Raw genomic sequence first — 15,934 nt, 5'->3', positions numbered from 1 at the left:
CCGTTGTCAGGAGTGGTCGCCCGGACATCAGGAGGGCTCGTCCGTCCGCAGCGTGAAGTCGACGCCGTCCCGGGCGAGTTCGGCGAGCCAGTCCTCGGACCGCTCGGCCGTCTCCGCCGCACGGTTGAGGCCGGGTGGCAGGCCGTCGCCGAGGATCCGCCGTACCCCCAGCGCCAGCGTCCGCGACACGCACCGTGCCATCGCGCTCTCCTCCGTGTCTCCCTCCAGATCGAGCAGGTAGCGGCCCGACCATGTGCGGTCCGGGCCTGCGTGTACGTCCAGGGACACGGCGAGGACGACGCGGTCGCGGTCGGCGTCGGTGGTCGGGTAGCGGGCGGCCAACTCCTGGGCGAGGGCGGCGATTCGCTGGTCGTCGCCCTGGCGGAGTTCCTCGAAGACCGGCTGCCAGGCGTCGAGCCAGCCGTCGAGGCGGAGGGTGCCGCGGACGAAGGTCTGGGGCTTCCAGGCCGCGGGCAGTCCGTACTGGTCGACGAAGGGGAGGCTGTCGCGGTTGGGGTAGACCTCGAACGGTTCGCCGTCCACCACGTGGGGGCGTGTGACCTCCCAGGGACGCGGGGCCGTGGTCTCGGCGCCTGCCTCGATGTAACGGGCGGGCGAGCGCAGGGCGTTGAGGACACCCGCCGGGGCCCAGCTGAACCGGTACTTGAAGTCGTTGGGGACGGCCGGGATGCCTCCGCAGTAGGAAGTGAGGCTGACCTCGGCGGTCGTGTCGGCGCCGATCTCCTCGCGGGCCCTGGCGATGAGGCTGTGCGCGAAGAGGTGGTCGATGCCCGGGTCGAGGCCGGACTCGGTGAGGACGACGACCCCGGCGGCCGTGGCGGCGGGGACCTGGTCCAGGACCGCCTCCGACACATAGCTGGAGCAGGCGAAGTGGGCCCCGCGGCTCACACAGGCGGCCAGCAGGCCCGCGTGTTCGGGCGCCGGGAGCATGGACACCACCACGTCGCCGGGCGCCAGTTCGGCGGTGAGGGCCGGGAGCGTGTACGCGCGGGGCTCGGCGCGGCCGGTGAGGCCGCGGGCCTCCAGGCTTCGGGCGGCCCGCTCCTCGGTGCGGTGCCACAGGCGTACGCGGTCGGCCGCGTCGCACAGCGCGGCGAGTCCGCTGCCGGTGGACAGGCCCGCGCCGATCCAGTGGACGGTGCCGGAGGCGGGGACGCCGGCAGGCCGGTCGGTGGTCTCAGGCATCACGGAACTCCCCTTGTGTCAGGCCTAGTTCACGGCAAGCCTCGTGGTACCGGTCCAGGTCGCGGCCCCACGCCCCGGCCACCCCGAACTCCAGGAGCTGTGGCGTCAGTGCCGCCGAGAAGTCCGTGCTCGCCTCCTTGGGCAGCAGGGACGGCAGGTTGTCGATGGCGATGAGGTCGAGCGCGGGCTCCTCGTGCAGGCGCCGCACGGGGTCGGTCCAGTCGGTGACGGTGTCGTAGACCGGCAGAACGTTGTAGGGGGAGCCGACGTCGCAGGTCACGTCGCAGACCGTGCGCAGTCGGCGGCCCGGCTCGTCCAGGTCCTTGTCCGTGAGGAAGGGGGTGCTCGGCCCGGTGGTGAGGACGGTGTTGACCATCAACTCGTGCTCCAGCAGGGCCTGTCGGTCCAGGTCGCGGGTCTCGGCGAGGTCCCAGCAGGTGGGGTCGAGCCCCGCCTCGGCGAGCGCGACCCGCGCACCGCGTCCGGAGCGGCCGAGCGCGCCGATCACCAGCGAGGCGAACTCGGCGTCGCCGGGGGCCGGTTGGAGCTCGGCGTCCAGTTCCTCCTTGGACGTCGGCCGCAGTGGGGCGCTCAGCCTGCCCCGGTGATGCAGTACCGCGAGGGCCGCGCCCACATAGCCCGCCCAGTAGCCGAAGGCGGCGAGCCTGCGGCCGTTGTCGTCCACCAGGTACTCCAGGTCGAACAGCGCCCCTCCCCCGGCGGCGAACCGGCGCAGCAACGCCTCCGCCCCGGGCTGCGCCTTGTACGCGTGCCCGAAGAAGATGTGACGGTGTGTCAACTCGGGTGGCCCGTCCGGGAGTTCCTTGAGGCCTACGATCACAGCGTCCGCCGGGGCGTCGGTCCAGGAGCCCGCCTCGACGACTCGGCAGCCCGCCTCCTCGTACGCCCCGGTCGAGAAGACGCGCTGCGGGGACTCCTCGACGGTGAGCGTCACGCCGTCCCGGACGAGCCGCCGGGCGTCGGACGGCACGATCGGGGTGCGTCGCTCGGTCGTGCGGGTCTCGTGGCGCAGCCACAAGTGGAGCTCGGTCATACGCAGTTGACCTCCGGTCTCAGGGCATCGGCGGCGAACCGTTCGGCACGCAGCGGGGTGATGTCGACGAAGGGATCATGCCCCAGGAAGAGATCGCGGACGACCTCGCCCACGGCGGGCCCCTGGAGGAAGCCGTGCCCGGAGAACCCGGTCGCGTACAGGAAGCGGGAGACCGAACTCGCCTCGCCGATCAGCGCGTTGTGGTCGGGGGTGATCTCGTACAGGCCCGCCCAGCCGCCCGTCCTGCGCAGGTCGAGCAGGGCGGGTGAGCGGTGTTCCATGGCCTCGCAGAGGCGGGGGATCCAGCGGTCGTGGGTCTCGGTGGCGAAGCCGGTGGTCTCGTCCGGGTCGGACATGCCGACGAGGAGGCCCGGGCCCTCGGTGTGGAAGTACAGGCTGCTGGTGAAGTCGATGGTCATGGGGAGGTCGGGCGGGAGGTCCGGGACCGGTTCGGTGACGGCGATCTGGCGGCGCAGCGGCTCCACCGGGAGGTCCACGCCGGCCATCGCGCCGACGGCCCGCGACCAGGCGCCCGCCGCGCAGACGACGGCCGACGTGTCGATCCGGCCCAGGGCCGTGACGACGGCCGTGATGTCGTCGCCGCGCGTCTCGATGCCGGTGACCTCGCAGTGGCGTACGACCTCGACTCCGTGGCGGCGGGCGGCTGCCGCGTATCCGTGCACCACGGCCTCGGGTGTGCAGTGGCCGTCGTCCGGGGAGAAGGCGGCGGCCAGCAGTCCGTCGGTGGTGATCAGCGGCGAGAGGCGGCGCGCCTCGGCCGGGTCCAGCATGCGGCTGGGCACCCCGAGTCCGTTCTGCAGCCGCACCCCGGCCTCGAACGCCTCGACCTCCTCCGGTGTCGACAGCAGAAAGAGATAGCCGACGCGGTGCAGTCCGATGTCGTGGCCCGTCTCCTCGCCGAAGCGGGCGAACGCCTCCAGGCTGCGCGCGCCCAGCTGGATGTTGAGCTCGTCGGAGAACTGCGCGCGCACTCCGCCCGCGGCCCGCGAGGTGGACCCGGACGCGAGTTCGTCCCGCTCGACGAGCACCACGTCCGGCACTCCGGCGCGCGCCAGGTGGTAGGCGATGCTCGTGCCCATCACCCCGCCGCCGATGACGACGACCCCCGCACGTCCGGGCACCCCGGTCATGAACCCACCCCCTGGTCGCGAGCGGCGTCGATGACCGCCCAGGCCGCGGCTGCGTCCTGGACACCGACGCCGACGCTGTTGTAGTAGACGATGTCCCGCTCGGTCGTACGTCCCTCGCGGCGGCCGGTGAGTACCTCGCCGAGCGGGATCAGGTCCTGGCGGGTGAGCGTTCCGGCGCGCAGCGCGTCCACGACCGGCCCGGCGTGTTCCGCCGCGGTCTCGGGGTCGTCCACGACGACGAAGGCGGCCCGGCGTACGACCTCGGTGTCGACCTCGCTGCGGCTGGGCTCGAAGGATCCGACGCTGACGACCGTGCAGCCCGGCGCAAGCCACTCGCCCCGGACGACGGGCGTGCTGCTGAGCGTGCAGGCGGCGACCATGGGCAGTCCGGCCACGGCTTCCTCCGCCGAGTCGACGGCCTTGACGGGGATGCCGAGTTCGGCCGCGAGGAGGCGCGCCGCCCGTGCTCTGCGCTCCGGGTTCGGGCTCCAGATCCGTACGGCCCTCAAATCACGTACCCGGGCGACGCAGCGTGCGTGCGCGAGGGCCTGGGTGCCGGAGCCGATCAGGCCGAGTTCGGTGCTGTCGGGGGTGGCGAGTGCGTCGAGGGCCACGGCACTGGCCGCGGCGGTGCGCAGGGTGGTCACCGCCGTGCCGTCCATGACGGCGACGAGTTGCCCGGTGACCGGGTCGAGCGCGTTGATCACGGCGTGGATCGTCGGCAGCCCGGCGGCGGCGTTGCCCGGGTTGACACTGCCGATCTTGGCGACGGGCCCGGTGTCCGCGGACAGCCGCGCGAGGTACGCGAACACGACACTGTCGTCGAACCCGCTCGGGTGCATGATCTTGCCGGGCAGTTCGGCCGTGCCGTCGCCCAGCGCCGTGAAGGCGGCCCGCTGGGACCGGATCGCGGTGTCGGTGTCGAGCAGGGCGGCCACCTGGTCGCGGGAGAGGTGGAGGACGTCGTCGGTCATCCCTCTTCCCTTCCCCTGTCCGCGCCGATGTCACCGCGGCCGGGGCGTCCGGGTGACACTCGTCCTGATCACACCTCTGCCCCGGCCGCCGCGCGCCACTGGGGACGCGCGGGGCGCGGGGCCGGCTGCGGGCCGGGGCGGCCGGGTCAGACGCGGTGGCCCACCACGGCGTCCAGGTGCGGCAGGTCGTGGTCCAGGCGCTCCCGCTTGGTGCGCAGATAGGTGATGTTGTCCTCGCAGGGCGGGATCAGCAGCGGGACCTGCGCGTCGACCTTGATGCCGTTGCGGAGCAACGCCTCGCGCTTGCGCGGGTTGTTGGACAGCAGTCTCACGGAACGGACGTCGAGGTCGTGCAGGATCTCCGCGGCCACTCCGTAGTCGCGGGCGTCCACGGGCAGCCCGAGCGCGAGGTTCGCCTCGACGGTGTCGAGGCCCTCCGCCTGGAGCTTCATCGCCTGGAGTTTGGCGAGCAGACCGATACCGCGGCCCTCGTGGCCCCGCAGATAGATCAGGATGCCGCGCCCCTCGGCCACGATCTCCCGCAGTGCGGTGGAGAGTTGGGGACCGCACTCGCAGTGCCGAGATCCGAACGCGTCACCGGTGAGGCACTCGGAGTGCAGCCGGGTGAGCATTCCGTCTTTCTGGATGTCACCGTAGACCAGAGCCACTTGTTCGTCTCCGCGGGTACGGTCCAGGTAGCCGACGGCCTGGAAATCGCCGTACACCGTGGGCAGCGGGGCATTCACGACCCGCTCGACACCGGCGGAGTGGGCTTTCCCGGCGAGTACGCCATCTATTTCTGTCATGATTCTGGTTCCTAAGCAGAGACGAAAGGTCGCGAGAACATGGGCAATTCGGGCGGTTCGGAAATACGACTCACGGTGTCAGGACAGTTGCCGACAGACACCACGGAAGACGTACGCGCACGAGGTGCCGGCGCTGCCCGGCAGGTCGCCGTGCTTCCCGTGGGCAGCTTCGAGCAGCACGGTGCGTATCTTCCGCTGTCGACGGACACGCTCGTCGCCTGCGCGATAGCCCAGGAAGTGGCTGCCGCATTCCCCGTTCACCTCCTTCCTCCGGTGACGATCTCCTGCTCGCACGAACACGCGGCCTGGCCGGGAACGGTGAGCATTTCCTCCGTGACGCTCCATGCGGTGGTGCGGGACATCGCCGACTCGCTGCGTCGGTCGGGTGTGGACACCCTCGTGGTGGTCAATGGACATGGCGGAAATTACGTATTGGGCAATGTCGTGCAGGAATCCACCGCCGCCGGCGCCCGGATGGCTCTTTTCCCGGCCGCGGAGGACTGGGAGACGGCGCGGGAGCAGGCCGGGATAGAGACCTCGCTGCTCACTGATATGCACGCGGGGGAAATTGAGACCTCCATTCTGCTGCACAGGCATCCCGAATTGGTCAGGCCGGGTTACGAGACCTCCGACTTCGAGGCGGACGACCGCCGGCAACTGCTCACGCTGGGCATGTCGGCCTATACCAAGTCCGGTGTCATCGGCCGCCCTTCGAGGGCGTCCGCCGAGAAGGGGAAGGAACTCCTCGCCTCGCTGGCCGGCTCCTTCGGAGCGTACTTCTCGCTGCTGACATCGGAGGCCGGGCTTCCTGCGGTCGTCGATCGGCACTGAGTGTCCCCGTTTCCTTCCGCGCGGGCCGGGATCCGGGGCGCCGGTGACTCCAGGTGCGAGTCCGGGCCCGGCTCGGCGGCCACGCTCTCCTGCGGGCGCCGCAGCCCCGCGTACCAACGCGCCACCAGTACGGCGACACCGGGCAGGCTCGCGGCGAAGCTGAGCACGCCGTAGACCACGGCCACGGTCAGGCCCTGGGTGGCGCCCAGGCCCGCCGCGCCGAACGCCCAGGCGGTGACGCCTTCCCTGGGTCCCCAGCCGCCGACGTTCAGCGGCAGCCCCATGGCGATCAGGGCGAGCAGCGCCAGGGGCACCAGCTCGGCGGCGGACGCGGTCGAGCCTGCCGCCCGGGCCGCGAGCAGGAACATCAGGACGTGTCCCGCGAGCACCACGACCGACGAGATCAGGACGCCCGGCCAGCTCCCGCGGGCCAGCAGCGCCCCGCGCGCCTCGGTGAGGGCGGCTCGCACGGCCCGGTAGCGGCGGGACGCGCGCGGCGCCCGGCCCCTGCTGCGGACCGCGCCCACGGTGACGACCCCGCACAGCGAGACGGCGACCAGCAGCACGGCGAGGTGCCGGGTCTCGGTCAGTACCGGCGAGGGCTGGGTGAGCAGCACGGTCACGCCGACGGCGGCCAGGACCGCCTGTCCCGCGACCCGTTCGAGGACGACCGCGCGCACTCCGCGGCCGACGTCACCGGCGCTCTGTCCGTGCCGTACCGCGCGGTGCACGTCGCCCAGTACGCCGCCCGGCAGGGCCGCGTTAAGGAACAGCGCGCGGTAGTAGTCCGCGATCGCCGGGCCCAGCGGCAGCCTGAGCCTCATCCCGCGGGCCACCACGCACCAGCGCCAGGCGCTGAACACGGTGGTCAGCAGGCCGATGCCGAGCGCCGCGAGGAGCGTGGGGCCGTCGATCCGGCGCAGGCCGTCCAGGAAGACCCCGGTGCCGAGCCGCCAGGTGAGCACGGTGAGGATGACGACGCCGGCGATGGTGCCGAAGTGGGTGCGCAGGACGCGGGAATTGAGACGCGCCAGGACGGGACCCGCGAAGCGGGCCAGGACCTTGCGCGGACCCGCGGTGGGCGTGTCCGCCGCCGCGTCGGCGCGGGCCGGTCCGGTCTCGCCGTCCCCGGCGCCCTCACCGTCGAGGCGTACTCGTCCGGTCTCCTGTTCCTCCGCACCGCCGTCACGGACCGCCGACGACAGTTCGTCGTCCAGGGCGGCCAGTGACTGTGCCTCGTCCGCCATCGCCGGCGTGCTCATCAGGCTCCCCCTGTCGGGCGGGCCAGTGCGAGCAGGTCGCTGTGGTGGACCACCACGTTCAACTCGCCGGCCTCGCAGGCCGCGAGGCGCTCCTTGAGGTAGGCGTCGGCGCGCGCGGCCAGTTCCGGGCGCTGCTCGACGGCCGCGCCGACCCAGCCGCGCAGCCACTCCGCGGTCAGCGCGGACTCGTCCGGGCCGAGGCGCCAGGCGCTCGGGTGCACCCGGACCGTCGCGCCGTGCCGGGCGAAGGCGTCGCAGGCCGCGTTGATCGATTCCGGGCCGAGCAGATCGCCGCGCCGCTGGTGGTCGTTGAACGCGGCGGTGATCTCGTCGTCCAGCGGGTGGGCCGGGGTGAGTTCGACGCGGCCGACCACGGAGAGCGTCAGGAGCGCGGGGCAGCCGGCTCCGGCGCAGGCCGCGGCCAGCGCCTCGATCTCGTCCGGGGTCAGGACGTCCAGCAGCGCGGAGGCCGTCACCAGTGAGGCGCCGGCCAGGGCGTCCGCGGTCAGCCGGGCGACGTCGCCGCGCTGTGTCTCCACGGTGACGCGGCTGCCGTCGGCGGCCGACCGGGGCGACCCGACGGCGGCGAAGTGCAGCAGATACGGGTCGCGGTCGTGCAGCACCCAGTGCTGGGGCCCGTCGAGCCGGGGCGCGAGCCAGCGGCCCATGGAGCCGGTGCCGCAGCCCAGGTCGTGGATGACGAGTCCGCCACGCCCCGGCAGGTTCGCCAGCCGGATCCGCAGCGGGTCGAGGAGCTCGGCCGCCCGGGCCGCCGCGTCCACGGGCTCGCGCAGTTCCAGCCACTCGGGGGCGTAGCGGGTCGTGTCGTCGGTGGCCTCGCCGCGGGTGCGGTCGCCGAGCCGAATCGTTCCTGTGTCCCGTCCCTGGCTGTCCCGCCCCTGGCCCGGAACCACGGCCTCGGTCTCGGTCGTCGTCGTCATCTCGTCGCGTCCCCGCCCTGCCGTGTGCGTCCCCTCACCACGTCCCAGCGAGGCGGTGCTCGTCTCCTCGTCGAGGCCCGGTTCGGCCGTCGTCGTGCCGTGCCCCGGAGTCCCGGCCGGCGTCGTGCTCGTACTGCTCATGCCGCCCCGATCCTTGCCTCGCTCTTCAGTCGCCCCAGGACACCGGACAGACTCCGGGCCGTGGCGGCCCAGCCTCCGAGGGAGGCCCGGCGGGCGCGCGCGGCGGCCTTCAGGCGACGGCGTACGTCGGCCTCGCCGAACCAGCCGCGCAGTTCGGCCGCGAGGGCCGCGGGGTTCTCCGGCGGCACGAGCAGCCCGGGTACCCCGCCGTCGGGCGCGCGCCCGACCGCCTCGGGGAGCCCGCCGACGTCCGTGGCCAGCACGGGGATACCGCGGGCGAGCGCCTCGGTGACGGCCATGCCGTACGTCTCGGCGTACGAGGTGAGGACCATGAGGTCGGCGGAGGCGTAGCTCGCGTCGAGCGCGGCGCCGGACTTCGGGCCGGCCAGCTGGAGCCGGTCGCCGAGGCCGTGCTGGTCGATCAGCGCCCGCAGCCGGGCCACGTACTCGGGGTCGTGGTCGAGGCCGCCGACCAGGACGCAGGTCCAGGGCAGGTCGGTGACCGCGGCGAGGGCCTCGACCAGTCGGTGCTGTCCCTTGCGCGGGGTGACCGAGGCGACGCACAGCAGCCGCGAGACGCCGTCGGTACCGGAGGCCAGCGGTGCGATGTCGGCGCCGGGCGCGGCGACATGGACCCGGTCGGGCGCGAGGCCGTGGTGGGCGACGAGCCTGCGGGCCGCCCACTCGCTGGTGGCGACGACGGCGGGCACGGATCGCAGTGTGCGGCGTTCCCGGGCGTCCAGGTCCGCGGCCAGCGCGGGCGTGAGCCCCGTCTCGTCGCCGAGCGGCAGGTGCACGAGAACGACGAGCCGCAGCCGTTCGGCCTCCGGGATGACGATCTCGGGGACCGCGCAGGCGACGATGCCGTCGAGGAGTACGACGGTGTCGTCGGCCAGTTCCGCGAGGGTGCGGGCCAGTTCGGCGCGGGCCGGGGCCTCGGGCTGGGGCCAGCTGCCGCCGATGGCGTGCTTGTGGACCTGCCAGCCGAAGCCGGGAAGGTCGAGGCTGACCCGGGCGTCGTAGACGTTGCCGCCGCTCGGCATGGTCGGGTCGTCCACTCCGCCGGGCATCACGAAGTGCATGGCGCGCAGGGACATGGGGATGATGTCGGCGTTGTGGCTCACAGGGCACGCTCGTAACTCGCCCAGGCGATGTGCGACTCGTGCAGGGTGACGGTGATGCCGGCCAGGCCGCGGGCGCCCTCGCCCAGCAGGCCCTTCTCCACGCGCTCGGCGAGGCGGTCGGCAACGACCTTGGCCAGGAACTCCGTCGAGGTGTTGGTGTCGGCGAACACCGGCTCGTTGTCGAGGTTCCGGTAGTTCATCTCGGCCACCACCTCCCCGAGTTCCCTGGTGGCCAGTCCGATGTCGACGACGATGTTGTCGTCGTCCAGCTCGGTGCGGCGGAACGTGGCGTCCACGAGGAACGTCGCCCCGTGCAGGCGCTGCGCGGGTCCGAAGACCTCTCCGCGGAAGCTGTGGGCGATCATCAGGTGATCGCGGACGGTGATGCTGAACAACGGACGACCCTCCAGGTGCGGTGCGTCTGACCCCTCTGCCGGGGCGTGCCGTGTAGTACGGCCGGTCCGTTCTCCGTGTTCAGGGGGTTCGGCTCGGAGTTTCGGACAGTGCGCTCCGCGGGGTGGGGCGGTTGGGTTCGGTGTGGGTGGAGGTGAGTTGGTGACTGCGGGTCAGTCGGGGCTCGTCGCGCCGTTCCCCGCGCCCCTGAGGGGCACGGTGGCGTCGTAGCGGACCAGGTGGCACATCTCCGTCGATTCTGCCGCAGCGAGCCCGGTCATCGTCTCCGGCAGCTCCTCGAAGGAGGACTCGCCGGTGATCAGGGCGTCGAAGGCCGGGTCGGCGAGCAGGTCGAGGGCGATGGCGAGGCGGTCGGCGTAGGTGCGGCGGGCGCTCCTGGCCGGGGAGACGGTTCCGACCTGGCTGCTGCGTATCACCAGGCGGCGTGAGTGGAACGCCTCGCCGAGCGGCAGGCTCACCTTCCGGTCGCCGTACCAGCTCAGTTCGAGGACGGTGCCCTCCGGGGTGAGGAGTTCGAGGGATCGGGCGAGTCCGGCCTCGGTGGCGCTGGCGTGGACGACCAGGTCGCGGTCGCCTGCCGCGTCCGCCGGGAGCGCGAAGTCGACGCCGAGGGCCTGTGCGATGCCGGCGCGCGCCGGGTTGGCGTCGACGAGTTGGACCCGGGCCGCGGGAAACCGGGCCAGGAGCGCGGCGACACTCGCGCCGACCATGCCGGCGCCGACCACGGTGATCCGGTCGCCGATCAACGGTGCCGCGTCCCAGAGGGCGTTGACCGCGGTCTCCACGGTTCCGGCGAGCACGGCGCGCGAGGCGGGCACGGTCTCGGGCACCGGGGTGACGGCGCTCGCGGGGACGACGAACCGGGTCTGGTGAGGGTAGAGGGAGAAGACGGTCCGCCCGAGGAGGTCCGTCGGTCCCGCCTCCACCACTCCTACGTTCAGGTAGCCGTACTTGACCGGGCCGGGGAAGTCGCCCTCCTGGAAGGGCGCCCGCATGGAGGCGTGCTGGCTCTCCGGCACGCCTCCCCGGAAGACGAGCGTCTCGGTTCCACGGCTCACCCCCGAGAAAAGTGTTCGGACCACGACCTCGCCCTCGGCGGGTTCGGGCAGTTGGGCGTCCCGGATCTCACCGAGGCCGGGAGAGCGGAGCCAGAAGGCGCGGGCGGAGCGGTCCATTCGGCATCCTCCTGGGTGGTCCATGTGAATGGGCTGAGCAAATCAGCTGAACGATCGGGCGGCGAGCCACGTACCGACCTTTGCGAAGCCGCGCACAAGGTACGCGGCATTGATCGACTCTGTCACCTGGCCGGAGGATGTGCGGTGGCCCTGAACAACACGTACGACGCGAGGCTCTTGCAGCAGGAGACGGCCGTGGGAGCGGGTGTGCAGCTTCTGTTGCTCACCGTGCTCGGCACGGCGCTCGGCATGGGGCCCGCGGGCTGGCTGACGGGACTGGCGTTCGCGCTCGCGACGTGGGCGGTGCTCTCACGCGCCCTGCACCGCACGCGGCCCCGTTCCTTCGGACCCGCGAACCGCGTGACCCTGGGCCGGGCCACCCTTGTCGGCGGAGTGACCGCGCTCGTCGCGGACTCCTTCCAGAGCCCGCCGCCGGTGACGGTCCTCGTCGCCCTCACCGCGGTCGCCCTGATTCTCGACGCGGTCGACGGCAAGGTCGCCCGCCGGACGGGTTCCTCCTCCGCGCTGGGCGCGCGGTTCGACATGGAGGTCGACGCGTTCCTCATCCTGGTGCTCAGCGTGTACGTCTCCACGACCGTGGGCGCCTGGGCCCTGCTGATCGGCGGCATGCGCTACGCCTTCGTGGCGGCAGCCCGGTTCCTGCCGTGGCTGAACAACGCCCTCCCGCCGAGCACGGGCCGCAAGACGGTGGCCGCCCTCCAGGGCGTCCTGCTGCTGCTCGCGGGCTCGGGAATCCTCCCGTACGCCCCGACGTTCGGCGTCGTCGCCCTCGCCCTCGGCCTGCTGACGTGGTCGTTCGGCCGTGACATCGCTTGGCTGTGGCGGACGAGGGGCTCCGCCGAGCGGGGGGTCACGCCGGTCGAGGTCGAGCACCTCCACCGGGAGACCGCGGGTGTGGGCGTCCCGTAAAGGGGCTGTGCCCCGTAAGGGGCGCGGGGAACTGCGCGCCCAGCCCCCACCGACCCGCAGCTGAGGTACGACTCTCACTGCGGGTGGTCTGTGGCTGGTCGCGCAGTTCCCCGCGCCCCTTAGGTGGTGAATCAGCGGCCGATCCTGTCCAGTTCCGCGATCTCACGGTCCGGCAGGACCAACTCCGCCGCCGCGATGTTGTCGCGCAGGTGGGCCCGCGAAGACGTGCCGGGGATCAGGACCGTGGTCGTGGAGCGCTGGAGCAGCCAGGCCAGGGCCACCTGCTGGGGCGAGGCGTCCAGGCGGGCGGCCACGTCGGTCAGCGTCTGCGACTGCAGTGGACTGAAGCCGCCGAGCGGGAAGAACGCGGCGAACGCGATGTTCTCCGCCGCGCACCGCTCGACGAGGGCGTCGTCCTGGCGGTTGGCCAGGTTGTAGAGGTTCTGCACCGTGACGACCGGGGCGATGGCCTGGGCTTCAGTGAGCTGCGCGTCGGAGACGGCACTGACGCCGAGGTGGCGGATCAGGCCCTCTCTGCGCAGTTCGGCCAGGGCGCCGAACTGGTCGCTGAGCGGCTCCTCGTCCGTCCCTCCGTCGTTGGAGCCGACGCGCAGGTTCACCACGTCGAGGGCGTCCACGCCGAGGTGCTGGAGGTTCTCGTGGACCTGGGCCTTGAGGTCCTCGGGGTCCCGCGACAGGAGCCAGCTGCCGTCGTCGCCGCGGCGGGCGCCGACCTTGGTGACGATGCGCAGGTCCGCGGGGTAGGGGTACAGGGCCTCCTTGATGATCTCGTTGACGACGACGGGCCCGTAGAAGTCGCTGGTGTCGATGTGGGTGATGCCCCGCTCGACGGCCTCCCGCAGTACCGCGACGGCCTCGTCCCGGTCCTTGGGCGGCCCGAAGACGTTGGGACCCGCCAACTGCATGGCTCCGTATCCCATGCGGGTGATCGTCAGATCGTCGGCCAGGGTCAGGGTTCCGCCGGAAACGGTGCCGGTTGCGTCCGTCATGGTGTGCCTCTCGCTGCGTATCCATGGCTGTTCTGTGTCTGTATGCGCGTGGACGGGTTCGTCCCGATGCGCGTGGACGGGTTCGTCCTGATGTGCATGGGAGGGCGTCCTGATGTACGTGGACGAGTCGTCCTCCGCCGATGCCGACTCTGCGCCCGGTCGACGGCGGTCGGCAGTACCCCGCTGTTCCTGGTAGTGACAGGGACAGTCACCGGCGCCGGGACGGACCTACGGTTGAGTCATGGACGCAACGAACGCCCTCGGAGAGTTCCTGCGGGCCCGTCGCGCGCTGATACGGCCCGAGGACGCCGGGATCCGCCACGGCGGCCTGCGGCGCGTACCGGGGCTGCGCCGCGAGGAGGTCGCGATGCTGGCCGGGATCAGCGCCGACTACTACCTGCGCCTTGAGCAGGGCCGCGACCGCAACCCGTCGCTCCAGGTCCTCGAAGCCCTGGCCGACGTGCTGGACCTGGACGCGCCCGCCACCGCGCACCTGATCGGCCTGACGCAGGCGCGCCCGTCCCAGGCCCGTCGTTCGGACCGCTCCGGCGACCGTGGACGCGCCGCGCAGAAGCCCGAGCCCGTGCCGCCCGGCATCCTCCAGCTCATCGACGGGTGGCCGAGCAATCCCGCGTACGTCGAGAACAGGTTCACCGACGTGCTCGCGGCCAACCCACTGGCGATGGCCCTGTCCCCGAGCCACTCCCCGGGCATCAATCTCATCAGGGCCATCCTTCTCGACGAGTCCGAACGGGAACTGCGCCGGGACTGGGAGGAACTGACCGAGGCGGGGGTCGCCGCCCTGCGGGCCAACGTCGGACCCGATGTCGACGATCCCCGCCTGGTGGAACTCGTGGGCGAACTGTCCGTACGCAGTGAGCGTTTCCGTCGTCTGTGGGGCCGTCACGACGTGCGGCCCAAGCACGCGCGCGTCATGCGGCTGCACCATCCGAAGGTCGGCGACCTCGACCTGCAGTCCAACAAGCTGGCCATCAACGGCACGGACGGCCTGATCCTCAAGGTCTTCCACGCCGAACCGGGCAGCCGGGACGCCGAACTGCTCGCCATACTCGGGAGTCTGACGGCGACCTCCTCCGGCGACGGCCGGAAGCTGACCGGCTCGGACGAGCACCGGGCCGTCGACGAGCAGTGACGGCCGCCGCCCGGACCTCTGGTGAGGGACTGGGCGACGGCCGGTGCGTCGCTCCGCGATCACGTCAGCCGCGCACGCCCGGTGCGACGGTCTCCTGATCCGTGCGCGACACCTCGTGGTCGTCGGCGGCGGCCCGGGGCACGCGGGACATACGGTTCGCCCGCTGGACCGGGACGAGGAGTGCGGCCAGGGCCGCGGCGAGGCAGAGCAGGGCGAGCAGGGTGAATCCGTGGGTGTAGCCGGACTCGTACGGCAGGCCCGAGGGCTGCAGATGGCCGGTCACCAGGACGCTGGTCACGGCGGCACCGATGGATCCGCCGATGGTGCGGATGTTGGCGTTCATGCCGGTCGCGGCGCCGGTCTGCTCGGCCGGGACGCTGCCCACGATCAGGTTGGCCATAGAGGCGAAGGCCAGACCTATGCCGAGGCCGAAGACGCCCGACACGAAGGCGATCTGCCACTGCTCGTCGTGCCAGAGGGCGAGGAACCCGCAGGCGACCGCGCCGAGTGCGGCACCGGTGGTGAGCAGCTTCTTCGCTCCGAGGACCGGCTCCAAACGGCCGCTCAGGATGCCCGAGACGAACATCGCGATCAGCATCGGCAGCATGAGCAGTCCGGACGCGGTGACGCTCGCGCCGAATCCGTACCCCGCGGAGCCGGGCGTCTGGACGAAGCCGGGCAGGAAGGACCAGATCGAGTACATGCCGGCGCCGAACAGCAGCGCGGCGGTGTTGGTGGTCCACACGGCGGGCAGCCGCATGACACGCAGGTCGATCAGCGGGGAGCGGGACCGCGACTCGGCCAGCAGCCACAGCGCGAAGAGCACCACGGCGGCGGCGAACAGTCCGATCACCCGGGCGGAGCCCCAGCCCCACTGGCCCGCCTGGCTGAGCGGCAGCAGCAGCGCCACCAGCCATGCCGACAGCAGGACGGCGCCGAGCCAGTTGACACGGCCCACGGCACGGCTGGGCGACTCCGGGACGTACCGGAGGGCGATCAGCGCGGTGACCGCGACGATGCCGACGGGGAGCCAGAAGAGCCAGCGGTAGCCGAGCGCGCTCACGACGGGACCGGCGGCGACCATGCCGACACCGCCGCCCGCGGCGATCACGGCGGACAGGTTGCTGATGCTGGGGCTCACCCGGTTCGCGGCGAACTCGTCCCGGATGATGCCGAAGGACAGCGGGAACAGCGCGCCGCCGATGCCCTGGACGACCCGGGCGACGATCAGTACGCCGATGGTCGGGGCGAGCGCGGCGAGCAGACACCCGAGCAGCACGGCCACCAGGACGGCGACGAGGGTGCGTTTCTTGCCGATCAGGTCACCGACCCGGCCGAGGATCGGCGTGAAGACCGAGGCGGACAGCAGGTACGCCGTCATCACCCAGGTCGCGGTGGACTGGGAGGTGTCCAGTGCGTGCTGAACGGTCGGCAGGGCCGGCGCGATCAGCGACTGGAGCATGGAGAACACGCCCGCACCGGTCGCGAGGACCGCGAAGGTGAGGCGAGTGGACTTGCGGGGCATGAAGAGCCTCTCCGAACTGGTTGCGGCCGAGAGCCTCGGACCGCGGCCGTACGGGCCCGGTGCCCGCCCGGGGGCAGCACAGGGCACGGCGACGGTCGCGGGGTGGCGGTCCCCCCGGTTTCGGGCTCGGCCGAGAGCCGGGGGAAGGTCGCGGAAAGTGTCAGGGACGGGCGATGCGCTCAGGCGCGGGACCCGCACGGGTACGGGCCCGGGGCCCGTCCGTATGCGGGAGTGGCC

14 protein-coding genes and 1 pseudogene are annotated in these 15,934 nt (G+C 72.1%); 3 read left to right on the top strand and 12 right to left on the bottom strand.

What is annotated here, in order from left to right; genetic code table 11:
• Positions 1-27 precede the first annotated feature (27 nt).
• The 5 genes from AOK17_RS18995 to ribA all read right to left on the bottom strand — a co-directional run bounded on the left by AOK17_RS18995 (position 28) and on the right by ribA (position 5,191).
• Positions 28-1,206, bottom strand: a complete 1,179-nt coding sequence (locus tag AOK17_RS18995; protein ID WP_055613688.1) for a saccharopine dehydrogenase family protein — start codon at positions 1,204-1,206, stop codon at positions 28-30.
• The gene (locus AOK17_RS18990) at positions 1,199-2,260 is read right to left on the bottom strand and encodes a saccharopine dehydrogenase (RefSeq protein WP_055613687.1); all 1,062 of its coding nucleotides are present in this window, start codon (positions 2,258-2,260) and stop codon (positions 1,199-1,201) included. Before AOK17_RS18990 ends, AOK17_RS18995 begins: the two co-directional genes overlap by 8 nt.
• Positions 2,257-3,411 carry an NAD(P)/FAD-dependent oxidoreductase gene (locus AOK17_RS18985; protein ID WP_055613686.1) on the bottom strand — a complete coding sequence of 385 codons (1,155 nt, stop codon included), beginning with the start codon at positions 3,409-3,411 and terminating at the stop codon, positions 2,257-2,259. Before AOK17_RS18985 ends, AOK17_RS18990 begins: the two co-directional genes overlap by 4 nt.
• Positions 3,408-4,385, bottom strand: a complete 978-nt coding sequence (locus tag AOK17_RS18980; protein ID WP_055613685.1) for an ornithine cyclodeaminase family protein — start codon at positions 4,383-4,385, stop codon at positions 3,408-3,410. Before AOK17_RS18980 ends, AOK17_RS18985 begins: the two co-directional genes overlap by 4 nt.
• Positions 4,386-4,531: 146 nt before the next feature.
• Positions 4,532-5,191: a GTP cyclohydrolase II gene (gene ribA, locus AOK17_RS18975; RefSeq protein ID WP_055613684.1), complete on the bottom strand. Its 660-nt coding sequence runs from the start codon at positions 5,189-5,191 to the stop codon at positions 4,532-4,534.
• 39 nt (positions 5,192-5,230) lie between these two features.
• On the opposite strand from ribA, the gene AOK17_RS48570 reads away from it, so the two are divergent.
• Positions 5,231-6,022, top strand: coding sequence for a creatininase family protein (locus AOK17_RS48570; protein ID WP_107102442.1), 792 nt, complete (start codon positions 5,231-5,233; stop codon positions 6,020-6,022).
• Positions 6,023-6,228: 206 nt separating this feature from the next.
• Here the strand turns inward: AOK17_RS48570 and AOK17_RS52295 are convergent.
• The 5 genes and pseudogenes from AOK17_RS52295 to AOK17_RS18945 all read right to left on the bottom strand — a co-directional run.
• Positions 6,229-7,269 (bottom strand): annotated as a pseudogene (locus tag AOK17_RS52295) (lysylphosphatidylglycerol synthase transmembrane domain-containing protein); the annotation flags it as partial.
• A 14-nt stretch (positions 7,270-7,283) separates the two neighbouring features.
• On the bottom strand, positions 7,284-8,366 hold the full coding sequence (locus AOK17_RS18960) for a class I SAM-dependent methyltransferase (RefSeq protein ID WP_107102441.1): 1,083 nt from the start codon (positions 8,364-8,366) through the stop codon (positions 7,284-7,286).
• A complete protein-coding gene (locus AOK17_RS18955; protein WP_079053126.1) occupies positions 8,363-9,463 on the bottom strand; it encodes a glycosyltransferase family 4 protein in 1,101 nt (366 codons plus the stop codon). The genes AOK17_RS18960 and AOK17_RS18955 overlap by 4 nt, the downstream gene beginning before the upstream one ends.
• A gap of 23 nt (positions 9,464-9,486) precedes the next feature.
• A complete protein-coding gene (locus AOK17_RS18950; protein ID WP_055613680.1) occupies positions 9,487-9,885 on the bottom strand; it encodes a 6-pyruvoyl trahydropterin synthase family protein in 399 nt (132 codons plus the stop codon).
• Between the two features lie 171 nt (positions 9,886-10,056).
• On the bottom strand, positions 10,057-11,079 hold the full coding sequence (locus AOK17_RS18945; protein ID WP_055613679.1) for a zinc-dependent alcohol dehydrogenase: 1,023 nt from the start codon (positions 11,077-11,079) through the stop codon (positions 10,057-10,059).
• Between the two features lie 144 nt (positions 11,080-11,223).
• Here AOK17_RS18945 and AOK17_RS18940 point away from each other — a divergent pair, with 144 nt between their 5' ends.
• Positions 11,224-12,009, top strand: coding sequence for a CDP-alcohol phosphatidyltransferase family protein (locus tag AOK17_RS18940; RefSeq protein ID WP_055613678.1), 786 nt, complete (start codon positions 11,224-11,226; stop codon positions 12,007-12,009).
• A gap of 131 nt (positions 12,010-12,140) precedes the next feature.
• Here AOK17_RS18940 and AOK17_RS18935 read toward each other — a convergent pair whose 3' ends face one another.
• Entirely contained in the window at positions 12,141-13,019 is an 879-nt protein-coding gene (locus tag AOK17_RS18935; RefSeq protein WP_055613677.1) for an oxidoreductase, read from the bottom strand.
• Between the two features lie 241 nt (positions 13,020-13,260).
• Between AOK17_RS18935 and AOK17_RS18930 the strand changes: the two genes are divergently transcribed.
• A complete protein-coding gene (locus AOK17_RS18930) occupies positions 13,261-14,172 on the top strand; it encodes a helix-turn-helix domain-containing protein (RefSeq protein ID WP_055613702.1) in 912 nt (303 codons plus the stop codon).
• A 64-nt stretch (positions 14,173-14,236) separates the two neighbouring features.
• Here AOK17_RS18930 and AOK17_RS18925 read toward each other — a convergent pair whose 3' ends face one another.
• The gene (locus tag AOK17_RS18925) at positions 14,237-15,697 is read right to left on the bottom strand and encodes an MFS transporter (RefSeq protein ID WP_107102440.1); all 1,461 of its coding nucleotides are present in this window, start codon (positions 15,695-15,697) and stop codon (positions 14,237-14,239) included.
• Between the last annotated feature and the right edge of the window lie 237 nt (positions 15,698-15,934).

It is taken from the genome of Streptomyces phaeochromogenes, from assembly GCF_001418655.1.
GTDB classification, from domain to species: domain Bacteria; phylum Actinomycetota; class Actinomycetes; order Streptomycetales; family Streptomycetaceae; genus Streptomyces; species Streptomyces phaeochromogenes.
Note: the sequence above shows the minus strand (reverse complement) of the source record. Positions and strands in the feature narration are given on the sequence as shown.

What these genes read in the sequence shown, in the direction of transcription:
- AOK17_RS18995 (WP_055613688.1), bottom strand. Translation starts at nt 1,206, where the DNA reads ATGCCTGAGACCACCGACCGGCCTGCCGGCGTCCCCGCCTCCGGCACC.
- AOK17_RS18990 (WP_055613687.1), bottom strand. Translation starts at nt 2,260, where the DNA reads ATGACCGAGCTCCACTTGTGGCTGCGCCACGAGACCCGCACGACCGAG.
- AOK17_RS18985 (WP_055613686.1), bottom strand. Translation starts at nt 3,411, where the DNA reads ATGACCGGGGTGCCCGGACGTGCGGGGGTCGTCGTCATCGGCGGCGGG.
- AOK17_RS18980 (WP_055613685.1), bottom strand. Translation starts at nt 4,385, where the DNA reads ATGACCGACGACGTCCTCCACCTCTCCCGCGACCAGGTGGCCGCCCTG.
- ribA (WP_055613684.1), bottom strand. Translation starts at nt 5,191, where the DNA reads ATGACAGAAATAGATGGCGTACTCGCCGGGAAAGCCCACTCCGCCGGT.
- AOK17_RS48570 (WP_107102442.1), top strand. Translation starts at nt 5,231, where the DNA reads ATGGGCAATTCGGGCGGTTCGGAAATACGACTCACGGTGTCAGGACAG.
- AOK17_RS18960 (WP_107102441.1), bottom strand. Translation starts at nt 8,366, where the DNA reads ATGAGCAGTACGAGCACGACGCCGGCCGGGACTCCGGGGCACGGCACG.
- AOK17_RS18955 (WP_079053126.1), bottom strand. Translation starts at nt 9,463, where the DNA reads ATGTCCCTGCGCGCCATGCACTTCGTGATGCCCGGCGGAGTGGACGAC.
- AOK17_RS18945 (WP_055613679.1), bottom strand. Translation starts at nt 11,079, where the DNA reads ATGGACCGCTCCGCCCGCGCCTTCTGGCTCCGCTCTCCCGGCCTCGGT.
- AOK17_RS18935 (WP_055613677.1), bottom strand. Translation starts at nt 13,019, where the DNA reads ATGACGGACGCAACCGGCACCGTTTCCGGCGGAACCCTGACCCTGGCC.
- AOK17_RS18930 (WP_055613702.1), top strand. Translation starts at nt 13,261, where the DNA reads ATGGACGCAACGAACGCCCTCGGAGAGTTCCTGCGGGCCCGTCGCGCG.
- AOK17_RS18925 (WP_107102440.1), bottom strand. Translation starts at nt 15,697, where the DNA reads ATGCCCCGCAAGTCCACTCGCCTCACCTTCGCGGTCCTCGCGACCGGT.